Source organism: Endozoicomonas sp. GU-1 (assembly GCF_027366395.1).
GTDB lineage: Bacteria > Pseudomonadota > Gammaproteobacteria > Pseudomonadales > Endozoicomonadaceae > Endozoicomonas.
Window position 1 is genome coordinate 2,495,995 of sequence record NZ_CP114771.1, and the last position, 16,619, is coordinate 2,512,613.

General features: G+C 50.4%; 14 protein-coding genes and 1 riboswitch. Of the genes, 7 read left to right on the top strand and 7 right to left on the bottom strand.

All coding sequences use genetic code 11. The annotated features are described in order from the left end of the window. Positions 1-34: 34 nt before the first annotated feature. A complete protein-coding gene (locus tag O3276_RS10245; RefSeq protein WP_269675535.1) occupies positions 35-427 on the top strand; it encodes an acyl-CoA thioesterase in 393 nt (130 codons plus the stop codon). Positions 428-475: 48 nt separating this feature from the next. Here the strand turns inward: O3276_RS10245 and O3276_RS10250 are convergent, their stop codons facing one another. Together O3276_RS10250 and O3276_RS10255 are read right to left on the bottom strand one after the other, a co-directional pair. Further along, positions 476-1,207 carry an META domain-containing protein gene (locus tag O3276_RS10250; protein WP_269675536.1) on the bottom strand — a complete coding sequence of 244 codons (732 nt, stop codon included), beginning with the start codon at positions 1,205-1,207 and terminating at the stop codon, positions 476-478. Positions 1,208-1,368: 161 nt separating this feature from the next. Beyond that, positions 1,369-1,533, bottom strand: coding sequence for a hypothetical protein (locus tag O3276_RS10255; protein ID WP_269675537.1), 165 nt, complete (start codon positions 1,531-1,533; stop codon positions 1,369-1,371). Positions 1,534-1,546: 13 nt separating this feature from the next. On the opposite strand from O3276_RS10255, the gene trhA reads away from it, so the two are divergent. Beyond that, entirely contained in the window at positions 1,547-2,221 is a 675-nt protein-coding gene (gene trhA / locus O3276_RS10260) for a PAQR family membrane homeostasis protein TrhA (RefSeq protein ID WP_269675538.1), read from the top strand. Positions 2,222-2,807: 586 nt separating this feature from the next. Further along, entirely contained in the window at positions 2,808-3,662 is an 855-nt protein-coding gene (locus tag O3276_RS10265; RefSeq protein ID WP_269675539.1) for a cysteine peptidase family C39 domain-containing protein, read from the top strand. Positions 3,663-4,109: 447 nt separating this feature from the next. Here the strand turns inward: O3276_RS10265 and O3276_RS10270 are convergent, their stop codons facing one another. The 5 genes from O3276_RS10270 to moaA form a co-directional block, all read right to left on the bottom strand. Then, entirely contained in the window at positions 4,110-5,918 is a 1,809-nt protein-coding gene (locus tag O3276_RS10270; protein WP_269675540.1) for a DEAD/DEAH box helicase, read from the bottom strand. Between the two features lie 587 nt (positions 5,919-6,505). After that, a complete protein-coding gene (locus tag O3276_RS10275) occupies positions 6,506-7,477 on the bottom strand; it encodes an aldo/keto reductase (RefSeq protein WP_269675541.1) in 972 nt (323 codons plus the stop codon). A 60-nt stretch (positions 7,478-7,537) separates the two neighbouring features. Further along, entirely contained in the window at positions 7,538-8,707 is a 1,170-nt protein-coding gene (locus O3276_RS10280; RefSeq protein WP_269675542.1) for an alpha/beta fold hydrolase domain-containing protein, read from the bottom strand. Between the two features lie 153 nt (positions 8,708-8,860). Beyond that, positions 8,861-9,667, bottom strand: a complete 807-nt coding sequence (locus tag O3276_RS10285) for a hypothetical protein (RefSeq protein ID WP_269675543.1) — start codon at positions 9,665-9,667, stop codon at positions 8,861-8,863. Positions 9,668-10,005: 338 nt separating this feature from the next. Beyond that, positions 10,006-10,998 carry a GTP 3',8-cyclase MoaA gene (gene moaA / locus O3276_RS10290; protein ID WP_269675544.1) on the bottom strand — a complete coding sequence of 331 codons (993 nt, stop codon included), beginning with the start codon at positions 10,996-10,998 and terminating at the stop codon, positions 10,006-10,008. After that, a riboswitch (molybdenum cofactor riboswitch) is annotated at positions 10,987-11,134 on the bottom strand. It overlaps the preceding gene by 12 nt. Positions 11,135-11,373: 239 nt before the next feature. On the opposite strand from moaA, the gene mobB reads away from it, so the two are divergent. The 4 genes from mobB (at position 11,374) to O3276_RS10310 (ending at position 16,419) form a co-directional block, all read left to right on the top strand. After that, on the top strand, positions 11,374-11,916 hold the full coding sequence (mobB, locus tag O3276_RS10295) for a molybdopterin-guanine dinucleotide biosynthesis protein B (RefSeq protein WP_269675545.1): 543 nt from the start codon (positions 11,374-11,376) through the stop codon (positions 11,914-11,916). Between the two features lie 71 nt (positions 11,917-11,987). Continuing rightward, complete coding sequence (moeA, locus tag O3276_RS10300; protein ID WP_269675546.1) at positions 11,988-13,226, top strand: molybdopterin molybdotransferase MoeA; 1,239 nt, start codon at positions 11,988-11,990, stop codon at positions 13,224-13,226. A gap of 159 nt (positions 13,227-13,385) precedes the next feature. Next, the gene (locus O3276_RS10305) at positions 13,386-15,161 is read left to right on the top strand and encodes an ankyrin repeat domain-containing protein (RefSeq protein ID WP_269675547.1); all 1,776 of its coding nucleotides are present in this window, start codon (positions 13,386-13,388) and stop codon (positions 15,159-15,161) included. Between the two features lie 85 nt (positions 15,162-15,246). After that, on the top strand, positions 15,247-16,419 hold the full coding sequence (locus O3276_RS10310; protein WP_269675548.1) for a Na/Pi symporter: 1,173 nt from the start codon (positions 15,247-15,249) through the stop codon (positions 16,417-16,419). Positions 16,420-16,619 lie beyond the last annotated feature (200 nt).

Consider the following 16,619-nt stretch of genomic DNA (forward strand, 5'->3'; position numbering starts at 1 on the left):
CTGTTGTCATAATAACCAGGCAAGGAGCATCAGAATGAAGTATTTTTCACGCCGCGCGGTAAAACCCGGCGACCTCAACCCCGCATACCGACTGTTTGGTGGCACACTGCTGGCCTGGATTGATGAGGAAGCCGCTATCTATGCTGCCTGCAAAATGGGCCCGGGCAAATTGCTGGTGACCAAATATATGTCAGAAATCGACTTTGTCAGCTCCGCCGCCTGCGGTGATATTCTGGAGTTCGGTATTGAAGTGGTCAGTACCGGTAAGACCTCACTGACCATCTGTTGTGTGGTACGCAATAAGGTCACCCGGCAGGTGATTATCGTCGTTGATCGTATTGTGTTTGTCTGTGTTGACGAAATGGGTAATCCGACTCCGCACCATATCAAGGCAGAGAAGGAGTCAGAAGTTCCGGAAATGGCTTGATGCCGTGAAGTGCGCACCTTAACAGGGCGCACTTTACCCACGAACAATTCAGTGATTTGCCGGAGCAGTCTTAAGCTGAACAGAGGGCTTCACCGCAGTGGCAAACATCACCTGACCATTCTGGATCACCTCCGCCAACAGCTCATAGTTGCTGCCCGGATTCACCAGTTCAGGTGCATAGTGGACCACATAATCGACTACATCCACCGCCCTGCCGACCCGGATTCGCTCAATGCCAATGATGCCAGCCGGGTCATCGGGCATGGCGCTATCTTGCAGAACCACAATAATTTCAGAGCCCGGGGCAAAAGTGCCTTCACTGGCAGTAATCTGACCGCTGACATTGGCTGATTCGGTCACGTAGGTCAGTTCCTGGTCACCGCTTGCGCTGTTCAATACCAGTCCATGTTCTTTTATGGTGATATTGTCCAGTTTTGGGAACATTGCCAGATACTCAGCTTCACTGGTCATTAATGGTGGCGGGCAGGCCATTCGGTTGCTCCCCATTGAGGTAAAGTGAATTTTATGGCTGGCAACCTGGTAGTTGCCAAAGTAGCGGTTACAGGGTGCCTGGCCACCAATGCGTCCATCCAGGGCCGTGGCAGGGCGAAGCTCCATGGTGACTCTCGGGCCCGATGCCGGCTGACCGTTCATTGTCGTCAATACCCAGGTTTTGTTCTCAACCAACCGGGGCTCAACACTGGTCAGCTTGTGGGAGCTGCACCCGAACAGGGCAGCACCTGCAACCAAAACAATACAAGAGTGGATCAACCTTTTCATGTCATACTCCAGCAACGGGAATAAAGATAAACTTGCAGGCTGTCGGACTTAAGCATGGGTGGTAAGTCTGAGTTCAGGAGACTCCTGCGGGACAGCCATCAGCGATAGCCTGTATAGGGTGACTGCCGGGGGCAGATGACCTTGGCAAAAATACCCTTTAATCAGCCAGCAAAGCAGAAACTGATAGTGTTAAAGTAGTCGATCATCAGGCATTGCCGCCATTCTAATTTTCCACCCGAACCTGGCTGGACTACATTCAGGATGACCTGATAATTCCCATGCATCAGGGCATAAGATTCAGTATGATCAGCAGCACTGGCTCCCATTAAAAACCGCTTTATGGCTCCGAAATCTACCGCAGGAAACCAATTGATCAACCGTGGCTACAGCCTGGCTGAAGAGATTGCCAACAGTATTACTCACGGTCTGGGGGCTCTGCTCAGTGTCGCCGGTCTGACGCTACTGGTCACCTATGCCGCCCATCAGGCTGATGTCTGGCGGGTGGTCAGTTTCAGCATCTACGGCAGCACCCTGATTCTGCTGTTTCTGGCCTCTACGCTTTACCACAGTTTTCAACATCCAAAAACCAAGCGCGTCTTCAAGATACTGGATCACTGCTCCATCTATCTGCTGATTGCCGGAACCTACACGCCTTTTCTTCTGGTTAGCATGAGAAGTGTGACTGGCTGGATTCTTTTTGCTGTCATCTGGACCCTGGCCGCATTGGGCATTATCTTCAAGGCGGTGTTTGGGGCCAGGTACAAAAAACTGTCGTTAACCACGTACATTCTGATGGGCTGGCTGGTTCTGGCGGCCTCCAATGAGCTGGCAGAGAACTTATCAACCAATGGCTTATACTGGCTGGTTGCCGGTGGCTTGCTTTATACCGTTGGCGTGATCTTTTATTTATGGAAAAAGCTGCCTTTCAATCACGCAATCTGGCATCTCTTTGTATTAGGTGGGTCGGCCTGTCACTTCTTTTCGGTTTTATTCCATGTATTACCGCCAGCCTGAAGAAAAATAATTTTTTTCAGCTTTCCTGGAAACTATTTGGCGATTACTCAATCAAAATCATCACATCATATCGATGAGTTTGATGTGTACAATCTCTGTTTACCCTGAGCGTCTTTCGACTCCACTCAGCGTGAGTGGAGCCTTGAGGCCTATGAAGGAACCTGTCAATTGCATCGAAACCGTGTACTGGTAATAAAGCACTTTTTGAAGATACTGGTTTATGATCCCGTTGAATGAGCCCTCATCCAGCAATACTGCTCCGAAAACAGACACCGCTCTGAAAGACGAAGTCATTTCTCCATGTAAGCAAACAGCCGATTCCAGTGGCCATCTGGTCAAACAGGTTCCACCAATATCTTCTCCCCTGAAACAAGGTCCGTCATTGTCCTCCAATGGCCGAAAACCATTTCATGAAAAAACAAGGCTACACAGAGCCAGGCTTCCCATTATTCAAATTAAGGCCAGTGGGCTGTCAGGCAAGCCTGCCTCACAAATGCCAGAACTGACATCACCCGGTCGGCGTACGCCGCTTAATTCTCCTTCTGGCAAGAGTAGTAACCCCTTTTATAAACCAACGCCGGAACTTATGGCCACACTGTTAAAATTGGCTGGTATCCCCTCTTCCGTTTATCAGAGACAATACCCACCAGTAGCCACTGTTGACACCGTTTGTTTGGGCGACGATACAACCCATGAACAAACCCAAAAGACGGTTGAAGATATTATTGCCTCCTATAAGTTACTTGAGGATAGAGGTTTTAAAAAATATCTGGCAGCGAAACGCCTGAGAGAGGAGATGTTTGATAAAAATCATTTCATGTGGAATAGACCGGCCTCTCTTTTGGAAATTGTTGTCCAGTATGCTTTCCGGTATGACCCTGTTCTCAAAAATATATCGTTTTCTGGAGCGCATGGTTATGTGCTCACATACCTTGACCATGAAATCTTGACAGTGCATCAACCGATAAGAAAAGAACATATACAGGAGTCTGGGAAGTTTAAACCGATTGAAGTCAAATACACCTGTAATGGCAGACCCATCATTCAACAACAGGCAACCAGAGGCTGTAGTTACGCTGTTGCAGCAATGCTGATACATCAGCATCACGGCACTGTTTCGGTTAGTGACTTAGAGTCAACCAACCTTGGCGGTGACAAGCTGATATTTCAAGCATTATCTACGGCAGGCCTGTCCCCCTTTAAAACCCGGCATGCAAATCTTGAAGATCTGGCCAGTGCAGTTAATCGGGATGGGTCTGCAATAGTCACAGTAAGTAGTTTGGCAGGGGGAATGCATGACATTATTGTTGATGCGGTTACAGACGCATCTGTTCTTATTCGAGACCCATACCACGGTTGGGAAGTTGAGATCAGCCGGGATGCTTTTAAGACATCCTGGGATAAAGACGCCATTCAGGTGAAACAGCGGATAGAAAACTGATAAATTCCCGGTTTCAGAAAGTCCGGGCTCTTAGGGTAGACATTAAGCGCCTACTCCCCGCTTGGGTAAGTCAAAGATCGAACCACGAAGATCACGAAGAGCACAAAGAAGAGATTTTCTTTTCCTTCGTGCTCTTTGTATCCTTCGTGGTTCCATTCAAAAGCCATTGAAAATGGAGGGGTAAGCTTAATGTCCACCCTAGCCCGGATATTTCATAAACTGCTCCGAATCTCGCGCACGACCACATGGATGTGGGAGATAGGGTGACGCAGGATGCCAAAGCCGAGGACTTTGTCGCTCTAAGGGATTTTGTGAGGGAGCGCCGTACCGGGGAGTACGGTCGACTGAACAAAACTCCCTTAGAGCGGCAAAGGACAAGCGAGAGCGGGAGCACGTTTATGAAATATCCGGGCTAGGAGTCCGGGCTATCAGGAGCCCGGAATGCTATTAACGATTGCCGTTATTATCACGACGTGGGCGGCGATCGCCGCCACGGCCACCTTCACGACGGGCACCGCCTTCACGAAGACCACCTTCATGGCGACCACGACCACCATCACGTCGGCCACGGCGCTCTGTTTGAGGCTCGTCACCGGTCCACAGTTTCAACTCCATTGGCCGGTTGCGAATCCTGGCACCTTTCAGGGCTTCAATAACGCTCTTGTCCATTCCTTCTGGCAGATAGACTGACGAGCAGTTATCAAACAGTCGGATATGGCCAATACTCTGTCCGGAAATTTTGCCTTCATTGGCAATGGCGCCCACCAGGTCACCGGGGTTGATGCCCTGGTCACGACCCAGTTCGACACGGTAACGGACCATGCCATCATTGTTGCGTTCACGGCCACGCTCACCACGTCTTTCGCCATCACGACGTCTTTCGCCACGATCACCACGATCACGGCCTTCACGACGGGGCTGCTCTGGTTCTTTGGCATCCGGGAACGGGCGTTCTTTCTGGGCCATAAAGCAGAGCGCTGCTGCCATATCTTCATAGCTCAGGGCATTTTCCTGCTCAAGCTCGGCAACAATCTCACGGAATACATCCAGCTCTTCGCCCATGTCCATTGCTTTGACGACATCTTCCTTGAACTGACGGATACGAATATCACGCACGTCACTCATGGAAGGTAAACGCATGGTATCAATACGCTGTCGTGTAGCACTTTCGATGGCACGAAGCATCCTGCGCTCACGATGGGTAGCAAACAGGATCGCAGTGCCCTGACGGCCAGCACGTCCGGTACGGCCAATACGGTGAACGTAGGCTTCTGTATCGTACGGGATATCGTAGTTCACTACGTGGCTCATACGCTCAACATCCAGGCCCCTGGCCGCTACGTCGGTAGCAATCAGAATATCCAGGGATTTTTTCTTGAAGCGATCCACCACTTTCTCACGCAGTGCCTGACTCATATCGCCATTCAGCGCCGCCGCAGCAAAACCACGGGCTTCCAGTTTTTCCGCCAGCTCAACCGTGGCGGTTTTGGTGCGCACGAAAATGATCATGGCATCAAAGGATTCCACTTCCAGAATACGAGTCAGGGCATCCAGCTTGTGGAAACCGCTGACCATGCAGACCTTCTGGGTAATGGTGTCAACCGTCGCCGTTTTGGCTTTGATCTCCACCGTAGCAGGCTCTTTTAAGTGAGTATCTGCAATTTTGCGAATCTGGTAAGGCATGGTGGCAGAAAACAGGGCCACCTGACGGTCAGCGGGTGTTTGCTCCATGATCCATTCAATGTCATCCACGAAGCCCATGCGCAGCATTTCATCCGCTTCATCCAGAACCACGGTTTTCAGGCTATCCAGCTTCAGGCTTTCACGGCGCAGGTGGTCCATGACCCGGCCCGGCGTGCCCACAATCACATGGGCTCCACGCTGTAGGCTGCGCAACTGGCCGCGCATATCCTGACCACCGTAAACAGGCAACACATGGAATCCTTTCATGTGACGGGCGTAGCGTTGAAAAGCTTCTGCCACCTGTATAGCCAGCTCACGGGTCGGCGTTAAGACCAGAACCTGCGGATCGCGCTGCTTCAAATCAATGGCTGACAGCAATGGCAATGCAAATGCGGCGGTTTTACCGGTACCGGTCTGCGCCAGACCCAGAAGGTCACGACCTTCCAGCAGGTGAGGAATACTTTGTGCCTGGATGGGTGACGGGCTCTCATAGCCGACATCCTGAACAGCCTTGATTACCGCTTCCGACAGGGGCAGGTCCGCAAAAGTCATTGCGTTGTTGGTATCAGTCATTTGATACTCCGTAAATTCATTCTTTGCCATAAAAATGCCGCCATTTTGCTGTCAAAAGCTGTCAGGATCAGACGACATTTGATCGTCCGGTAAACCGGCTCATGCTTGGTGCTGGCGACGTTTGAAGCAAACAGAAATAGGATGGCAGTGCACTTTTCCGATGCTGTTCCAGTAGCATTCGGAAAATTTGCAGCCATGGACTTCCTGGTGCCGCTATCCGGAACGCCCCTCTGATCGCATACAGAAAGACGTTACCGAATCGCCTGTGAGGTCCACGACTGCGTTTGGAGAGGCTTGATGAACAAGCTTGGCCTGCATTGGCAGAGGATAATAAGATCTATTGATCTTCCAGTGGCTGAGCTCTTGATTGTCATAGACTTTCAAAAGAGCGGACAGTTAGCCGGATTAAATGCAGGAAACGAAGTGCCAGGACTTCCCAACAAACCCCTGTGTCCATAAGAAGGACTGCACATGGGGATAGAAAAAGGTATGTTAGTCTAGCGTGTTTTTTAGACAGTGAATACTGTTTTTATCCCTGAATGAACTAGGGGATTATCACATCCAGGGATATTTCTCCAATCGTCAGGCTACGGCAGCGCCCGGCCCCGGGCACTCACATACAACTGATACCACTGCTCACGACTTAACTGAATAGTCTCAGCCTCGCTACAAGCCCTGATACGCTCGGCATTTGTTGTGCCAATCACCGGCTGGATACCTGCGGGGTGGCGCATCAGCCAGGCCAGCACAATAGCCTCTCTGGAAACACCCAGCTGCTCTGCAAACGTTTTGACCAGCCCAGCCGTTTGCTGAATAGCCTCAGGCTCACCATGAGTATCTTTCCCGGTGAACACACCGTTGCTCAGGCAGCCCCAGGCCTGCAGCTGAATATTGTGGCTGCGACAATATTCAACCGTGCCCGGGGTAAAGCTGACCGCCTGCCCTTCCGGGTGATTGACCAGCACACCTTCATCCAGCCAGTCCAGATGGGTCAGGCTCATCTGCAACTGGTTGACCACAATAGGTTGATCAAGGAATGACTGAAGGTATTTGATCTGGTGGCCACTCATATTGGACACACCAAAATGCTTGACCTTGCCATCTTGCTGCAGCTGATGAAACGCCCCGGCAACCTCCTCTGGCTGCATCAGCGGATCCGGTCTGTGCAGCAGCAGAAGGTCCAGATAGTCGGTGTTTAAACGGGCAAGACTCTGTTCCACACTGTGCAGAATCCAGTCCCGGGAGAAATCGTAGCGATTGGGAGTGTTCCCTTCGGCGAAGCGAATGCCGCACTTGCCTTGCAGGAATATCTTCTCCCTCAGCTCCGGCCGATCACCCAGTACGCCACCAAATACCTGCTCAGCCTTACCAAAGGTATAGATATCGGCGTGGTCAAAGCAGTTGATGCCGCTCTCCAGGGCACTATCGAGAAACTGGTGCGCCTGCATCATATGATCTTTTGAAACCGGGTTATTATCCCAGCCTCCACCCAACCCCATACAGCCTGCTGCGATTCTGCTGGCTTCAGGCAAGAAAATAGTCAGGGGAATTCGATTCATAAGACTCCAACCCAATCGGGTTACTTATTATATGGTGCAGACATAGTAACATTGATTCACTCAAAGGTACTTTACCATTTCATAAGTCAGTACTGCGTGGCTATTGCCGGAAAATTCCTTGGCAAATACCTGCCCGGGATCCAGCTCACCATGATGAAGCGACTTAATAAATTCTGACATACGAGCCCCTTTCGGGATAACCGGATCATCACGATGGTTCAGTGATACGATGTAAACCTTACGGTCAATCAGTTTACGCATAGAGGCTTCAGCATCCAGATTCCCACCTACCAGCCAGCCCAGAAAATTGGCGAGTCGGGGCCGGTCCGGCATGACAACTCTTGGCGCTGTGGTGAACGAGTCATGGGACAGTAACTCGACCCTTGAATCATCCTGCCCTCCGCTGGCTTCAAGGTGTCTGGCAAGCGAGACGGTTGCCACACCTCCGCCCAGAGAAGTGCCTGCGACGTAGACATACTCAAAATTTTCCAACGCATAGCCCAGGGCAGCAGCACCATCCTGAACAACGGTTTCATAGGTTGAGAAAGGCAGATAACCCGACAACCCATCGCTCTGGTTTAACCCCGTCCCCCTATAGTCATAAAGAATGACCGGGCATTTTTTTTCTGACTGTATTCTTCCGGGTGCTGACCCCGGATGAAGACAACCTCTACCCAGCAGCTGTGAAAGAACCATACCATTTGGATTGTGATAAAGAATGCATTGACTATTATTCGGGTCCCAGTCGGGAGGATAACAAATCACCCCCTGCAATATGCCCGAATCATGTTTAATCGGGAGCGGCTCAAACCAAAAGCCATGGGTATTGTTTGCCTCACAGGCTTCCTTAACAATCTCACGACTTTCCTGTAAGCCCGGAAATTTCGCCAGACACGGAAACTTGTCAGGAAAAGTCTTACCAAGCCATGGAAACACTTGTGATCGCACCAGGGCAATACCAACAACCTTGGCAACCCCCAGCCGGTTTTCAATCATCCAATGAAAAGGCGTCAGGATAACCGCAGATCTTGATAAAATTGAATAGCAGGTTCCGGGGACAGAACAAATAAGATCCTTAGCCCGGGATAAATAACTATCAGGCTCGACGGATTCAGCAGAACGAGCCCCCATGCACGACTTTTGGTCATTATCAGGGCATGCTTCCTTCGCCCGGCTCCTTAACCAGGGTGATTCATAAGCGTATCGATCAGCAATAGTTCCGTAAGTCATTACAGCCTCTTTATTCTAATTCTGAGTATCGATTCAGAAAAATCATTGTTGCAGTTAGAAGACAGAAAAGCGGCCATACCCTGTCAGGCCAACTGAAGAATATCCCGTCACTCCCGGAAGATGAAAAGAAGATAATTCAAGGTCGAAAAACCACTACCTTGATAGCACATCATTAGCAACATCAACTGAACTTTTCTTTTCCAGACGAAACTGTTTCAGTTCTTCTAACGTGTAGCCGAAATCACTACAGCCAACGGGCAGTCTTTCCGTTTGTTGACCATGATCAATAAAGGTAGCAATGTGTCTAAAAGAAGAGCGTTCAAGTATTTTCGGATCACCTTCAGCAACGTATTTCCTGAGCACTATCAACTGTGGTGGGGGCATTGCTTCCTTGGTTCTCATTCCTTTTGCAAGAAATTTCTGAAATGATTTCGATGGGGGAACCAGAACTCTTGCGGAAAAGGCATCAATTCGGGCTGATATAGCATCAGCCGAACCCAACCCAATACTTTTTTTACTTAACTTTCTATCTGCAGTTAACTGAACTATCGTGCAGTCAGCACCCTCGGAATCCACCTTGCCCACTACTTTTACAATATCGTTCTTTATCAGAAAATCCAGGCATCCTTTGTTTCCTTCAAGGTCCTTGATCAGCACCAATTTTTTTATATGTTGATCTTCATTAAAATCAGGATCGGTATAGCTGCGTACCAGCTGAGAATAACTGGAAAATCGTATTGAGCACTGCATAAACCTTTCGCCATTTTCCAGCTTTAATCTAAGGCCGCAAGAACCATCACGATGGGTAAATTGCTTAGGTAGCACCTTGTAAGTTTTACCATCAGTAGCGCACACATAGTCGTAGGTTGTCGGCCTGGCAGGAATACTGGCCGATCTGTCAGCGATGTTAACCGGGTTTGGTGTGCTGCCTGCACCTGGCGGATCATCAGGAATACTCATGCGGCTGAGAGATGCTTGCAGATCCGCTACTCTGCTGTCATCACCTGACCCGGAATTGAGAGAACTTGTTTGTGGATGTACCGGAAGCTGATCGGAAGAACTCGTTATTGGATTCATGTTAAAGCACCCATCACTAAGTTGTTGCGTGGCACAAGTTAGTCGGGTTTCATTAAAATAAGTTCCCTCTACACGTTATGTTCGACCTTATTCAATAAATTGATTTGGTAGTGTACTGGTCATCGTTTCGATGAGTTTGACGTGTACAATCTCCGCTCAGGATGAACGGAGTGCAGAGGCTTATGATAACGACACACCGTCAAACTCATTGAAACCGTGTACTACCCCCCCATCTGGGAAAGGTTATCGGTACCACCCGTCCAGCCCTGCTCAAGGAAATGACTGTCGTCTTTAAGCAGCAGGGAATCACGAATTCGAGCCACCAGCACTTCCTGCTGATCATCGCTGTGCAGAAGGTCTCTCAGATCAATGCCGGACTCAGCAAACAGACAAAGCTGGAGCTGCCCCAGACTGGTCACCCTCAGTCGATTACAGTCGTTACAGAAGTCCTTGCTGTAAGGCATAATCAAGCCAACTGTCCCTTCATAATCACTGTGGCAATACTCCTGGGCAGGCCCGGCATCGGCCAGACGCATTTTTCTCACCCAGCCGCGCGCCAGGAGCAGTTCCTGAATCTGTTTTCCGGGGAAGTGATGCTTCTGGAAAAAATCCTGATTGTTCCCGGTTTGCATCAGCTCGATAAAACGAATAGAGACGGGATAATCCCGGATCCAGTCAAGAAAGGCATCAAGTTCATCATCATTAATGCCTTTCATCGCCACCGCATTCACCTTGATGGATGGCAGACCATGGTCAAATGCCTGTTGAATACCGGCCAGAATTTCCCGCAGCCGGTTGTGACCGGTAATCAGCTCAAAGGCCCGGGGGTCAAGACTGTCGACACTGACATTGATGGCATCAATACCCGCATCCAGCCAGTCCATAACCCGCTGATCCATTTTGTAGCCGTTGGTGGTCATGGCCAGCTTCTTTATGCCGGGGATCTGCTTGATGGTTCTGACAATGTCTGAAAAGTCCTGACGTAAGGTAGGCTCCCCCCCGGTCAGGCGAATTTTTTCCACACCGACCGCAGCAAAAGCCGTTACCAGACGACGTATTTCGTCAATGGTCAGTGCTTCACTGTGATGATGGTCAAGGCAGCCGTCTGGCAAACAGTAATTGCAACGAAAGTTGCACAGGTCTGTGACTGACAGTCGCAAGTAAGGGAATTTCCGTCCCTGACGGTCCTGCAGCTCTGGTAAATTAGAATGCATAGAACACCTTTCCAATCGCGGGAGGCTGCAAAGTTTCTTCTACAGCCCTGGCAGCCAGTGATACACACTCTGGCTGCGGCTTCCAGTCCATAGGATCATACCCATTAGGTACCGAAGCTCGGCGCTCGCTTGTTAATTCAGTTTAATCACCACGTTAAACAACCCCATTCGACTGTTAATAAAATTTCCCGGGAGATCGTTTTATCAACAGCCCAGTGAATCCTACCTGCTTATTTCTCGAAAAACCATGCTATCAGGTACTATTGTTTTATTGGATTATCAGGCAACCCTGCTGCCCATGGCCCCCTTTTGATTGATGAAATATCCGGGCTGCCCCTTATGCGAGCAGGTTACAAAAAACGAAAGATGTCTTCTATGATGATACCCCCAAAGATCAGTGCCACCATCCCGGTTATTGGTATCGCCGCCTTTAGTGGTACCGGTAAAACCACGCTTATCGAGAAACTACTGCCACTGTTAGCTGGCCAGGGACTTCGAACCGGTGTGGTCAAAGCCTCGCATCACAGGATAGAACCTGATCCACCGGGAAAAGACAGTTATCGTTTACGCCATGCCGGTGCCAGTCAACTGGTGTTGAGCATGCCTGGTCGCTCCCTTTGCTATACCGAGTACCCGAATGGATATGAACGACAGCTGCAGGAGCAACTGCAACTTCTCAATCAGGATCAGCTGGATTTAATCCTGGTGGAAGGTTTTCGTGAGGCTCCCATCGCTAAAATCGAGCTTCATCGCAGTGATTATGACAAGCCCTTCCTGTTTACTGAGGACCCCCATATCATCGCCATCGCCTGGGATGGCAATCCCGGCATCAACCTTCCTGGTCATCTGGCAGAACTGGATATCAACAGCCCCAAACATATTGCCAGCTTTATTGAAAACTATTGTCATGAAAAATAGCTTGCATCACCACCTGGCATCACAGAGAGTTAATTTTTTCCACCCGCTATGGTCAATGAACGAGGGCAATCATGAGCGACTGCTGTGCCACTGATGGATTAATAAGTCTGGAAACAGCACTGGCAACACTGATCAGCAGTGTAACGCCAGTATCCGGAACCGAGACCATTGCTCTGGAAGACAGCCTTGGCAGGGTACTCGCAGAGCCTATTGTATCGCCTATCAATGTGCCTTCCCATGACAACTCGGCCATGGATGGTTATGCCCTGGTGCTGAAGGATTTGCACAACCGTGATACTTTACCCCTGGCAGGCCAGTCCCTGGCCGGCCACCCTTTTTCCGGGGAGATTCCCGCCGGACATTGTATCCGCATTATGACCGGGGCAAGCCTTCCATCAGGTGCCGATGTGGTGGTCATGCAGGAGCAGACTGAAACCACAGCACAAGGCATTCGATTTCTTTGGAAACCGGACCAGCCCGGTAACAATATCCGAACAGCGGGGGAAGATATTCCGGAAGGCACCCGGGTGTTCACACCGGGTCGGAGAGTTCGCCCTCAGGATATCGGGCTGCTGGCCTCGCTGGGTATTGCCAATGTCACGGTCTACCGGAAAGTCAAAGTTGCAGTGTTTTCCACAGGTGATGAATTAAAGCTGCCCGGTGAGCCACTGAGACAGGGTGATATTTACGACAGTAATCGTTTTGTTATCAAAGCCATGCTGAAAAAAATGACCGTCGACATCATCGACCTTGGCAGAATTCCTGATGACAAAGCGGCGTTAAGAGAAGCCTTTCTGCAAGCTGATCGGGAAGCTGATGCAGTGATCAGCTCCGGAGGCGTCTCTGTGGGCGATGCAGATTACACCAAAGATATTCTTGATGAGCTGGGGGAAACCGGCTTCTGGAAACTGGCCATCAAACCGGGCAAGCCGTTTGCCTTTGGGCAGCTCCCGAACAGTGTCTTCTTTGGCCTGCCCGGTAACCCGGTATCGGCTACCGTCACCTTCCAGCAGCTGGCCGCGCCAGCATTACGCCATATGATGCACCAGCAACCGGAACCAAAAGTGGAGCTGACACTGGCGACGGCAAGCCCGCTCAGGAAGCGCCAGGGACGCAGGGATTTCCAGAGGGCAAAACTGGTTTACCGGGAATCCGGTGAACTGCAGGTTATGTCAACCGGTCATCAGGGGTCTGGAGTTCTCAGTACCATGAGTCATTCTGACTGCTATATCGTACTGGCGGAAGAAGACGGTGATAAACCAGCGGGTGAGCTGGTGAACGTGCAGCTGTTTGATGACCTGCTGAAATAAAACCAAATAGAATAGCCTTCGCATTTATCCGCAAGGCTATTCCCATTTCCCTTGTAATTTAAACTAACGTTTGTCCTTCACTCGATGACCACCAATGTGGAACTTATTCTCAAATATCGGGTCAACTTTATATGCTTCCGTAAAAGAACTGGTGGAAACGTGGATAACGCCCATTTCAAGGTTCCCTTCTCCAGAGAATACTACAGACAGGCCGCCAAGGGCTGTATTCGCCCACATCACAGCAGTGGTCATCCTCAGCGGCAGACCGAAGAGGTCAACACAAGTTCCAGCAGGGGGGCTGGCAATATCGGGAGCCATGTACCAGCCAACCGGATGTCCGGGTACCTTGGGTTTAGCTTACAGCCAAGCCATGCTTCTGCCTGTTACGTCAGGCAAACACCGCCAGGCCAGAGATTACCTGCCCCCGTCGTGAATAGTCCACGCACGTTGACCCACCATCCCGCTCAGCCCCGACTGCCTCCTCCGTCAGCCCGCAAAACGGATTTGCCAGCACCGGCACAAACCGCAACTCTCCATAATCCACCAGAGGCCGGGGTTCGACAGAGTGAATTTATCGTTAGACCCATTTATGGACGGGTCATACCTTACAATGATCGGTATATACCTGACCCGCTCCTCAGAGCAGAGGTTCACAGGGATTTTCTGGCCCTTGAGGACTGGATCCTCAACCCGTGGGTGGACGATCAGTTATTGTTTGAAATCAGCCGGACCGGTGAGCAATGGAAGCATGATGAAACTCTGGTTAACTGGGCAATGAAAGAAACACTCTGGACTGAACTTGATGATGGTCCGGTGGATCCCGCCTTCACTGTTACAATAAACCTCAAAGTCAGGGAAGTCTGCAGGCTCAGGGAAACCAGTGATCTGCCGGATGCAGCGTTCGCACAGCTGAAAAAGTGTCGTGAATTGCAGCAACTCCAACAGCAGAAAGCCGAGCATTCAGAGCGGTTCGGGAAGTATCTGAAGCTGACACCACTGGTGGGGAAAGAACTCAGGAAACTGACAGAATCCGAAAGACTGGATAAGCTGTTGCCCCACGCTATGTTGCAGGGGTACACGAGAACTGCACAATGGTGCCTGGAAAACGGGGCAAACATCAAAACAGCGATGACAACGTTGCGCCAGCTGAAATCCCGGTCAGATAATCAGCCCGGCAACATAACAGAACACCGGACCACCACAGCAACCGCCCCATCAACCAACAGGCGATCCCCGGGCATCGGCTCGTTCAGCAACGATATCAATACAACATTGCTGGAGGTGATTGCTGACACTCATATCGATATGGCCATTCAGGCAGACTGGCTGCTGGCCAATGGGGCAAGCCTGACACCCGAAGCCTCCGCTGCGCTCAACCAGGCTCTGAATACCTCCCTTTACCGCGGGTATCTTGCCAACGCCCGATGGCTGATTGATAAGGGAGCCACTCTGCAAGCCCAGCATCAATTTGAGCAGGCCATGAGCCATTATAATACCCGGGTAGCCCAATGGCTGATGGATAATCACCAGGCCAAGCAGAACTCCGGTAAAGCCACCTCAGCATTGCTCAGTTATTTTGATGGCTATCTTTCCCGGGAAGAAGTGGTGGAGCCCATCTACACCCACCAGCCAATTGACTGGTTATTAGAGGTGGGAGGCGCATCCCTTGAGGAATTGCGACCATTTGCGCCACGTATCCTGGAGAGAGCACTGGAATTCAGTGATCCCTATATCGCAGGATGGCTGTTAAAACACCAGCTCACCACCTTCAATTCCCAACCGGAAAAACCGCAAGAACTGTTGGATAAAGAGATCGCCAGAGCCAGGGAAAAACCGAAAGAAGATAGAAAGTATATGATCGACTTTTTGCAGAAACAGGTCGATCAAGAGAGCGCTTCAAACTGTTACGAGCCCCCGAAAAAGAAAATCTGCTGATTGTTTGTGAAGAAGTTGTCATAAAACTGTAATAAAGACTCGATACTTTTAGCATCAACTTTATAAGCACCGGGGTGCACTCTCTATGTCTGAAATGACATCTGCTTCTTCACAGGGCGCTGATTTCGAAACCATGACCACGCGACATTACGGTCGTATCTGGCTGCGCGTTGTTCTATGGATTTACGCTCTGCTGGTAGCTGTTAGTGTCATCGGCTCCGGCTTTAAAATGGCGGTGGGTGGCAGTGAAGCGGCAGCACAGCTGTTCAGCTTTGCCAACAATGCCGTTATGGGTCTGCTGGCAGGCACACTGGCGACAGCGCTCGTACAATCTTCCAGCACAGTTACCTCTGTTATTGTCGGCCTGGTCGCTGGCGGCCTGCCGGTTCACATGGCCATCCCGATGATTATGGGTGCCAACATCGGCACAACCATTACCAATACCATCGTAAGTCTTGGTCATATTCGCTGCCATAAAGAGTTCAAGCAGGCGTTTGCCGCCTCTACCGTTCATGACTTCTTTAACTGGCTGGCGGTTCTCATTCTTTTGCCTCTGGAGCTGTTCACAGGCTTTTTGAGCAAGCTTTCTGCATCGGTAGCCAGCATGCTGGTTGGCGGTCAGAATATGTCAATGAAAGGCCTGAACTTTATTGACCCGTTAACCTCTCCGGCTGAAGACATTGTCAAAGGTTTTGTATCGGTACTGCCGGACAACACACTGGCAGGTATCGCCATGATTGGTATCGGTATTGTCCTGATCTTTTTCTCGGTGGTTCGTCTGGGCAAGCTGCTCAAAAAAGTCATGGTGGGTAAAGCCAAAGATGCCCTGCACAAGTCCATTGGCCGGGGTCCGATCAGTGGCATTCTGTCCGGTATGACCATGACCGTGATGGTTCAGTCTTCCTCAACCACCACCAGCCTGATGGTTCCCATGGTGGCCAATGGTCTGTTTACTGTACGACAGATGTACCCTTTCACCCTGGGTGCCAATATCGGTACAACCATTACCGCCCTGCTGGCTGCCACGGCAATTACCGGTCCCGCGGCCCTGCCGGCACTGACCATCGCCATGGTGCATTTCTTCTTTAACCTCTGTGCGGTTGTGGTTATTTACGGCATCAAGTGGCTGAGAGAGATCCCGCTGTATATGGCTGACAAACTGTCTGATCTGGCAGCCAGAAACAGAATGTATGCGTTTGCCTATCTGTTCATTGCCTTCTTCATTCTGCCAGGTGTCCTTATTTTCCTGACAGCGTGATCGGCAAGATTCCTCCTGCAAAAAAACCTGCTGTGCCTTGGCTGCACAGCAGGTTTTTTTTTGCAGGCTTAACCCCATGAAACAGAACGCGGTGTACGAGTATTAGCGAAATCGGGAGCACGTTTATGAAATATCCGGGCTAGACTACGAGTCGCGTTTTTAACAAGAACTATTTGACGATAGCCGTCCAGGAAGACGGA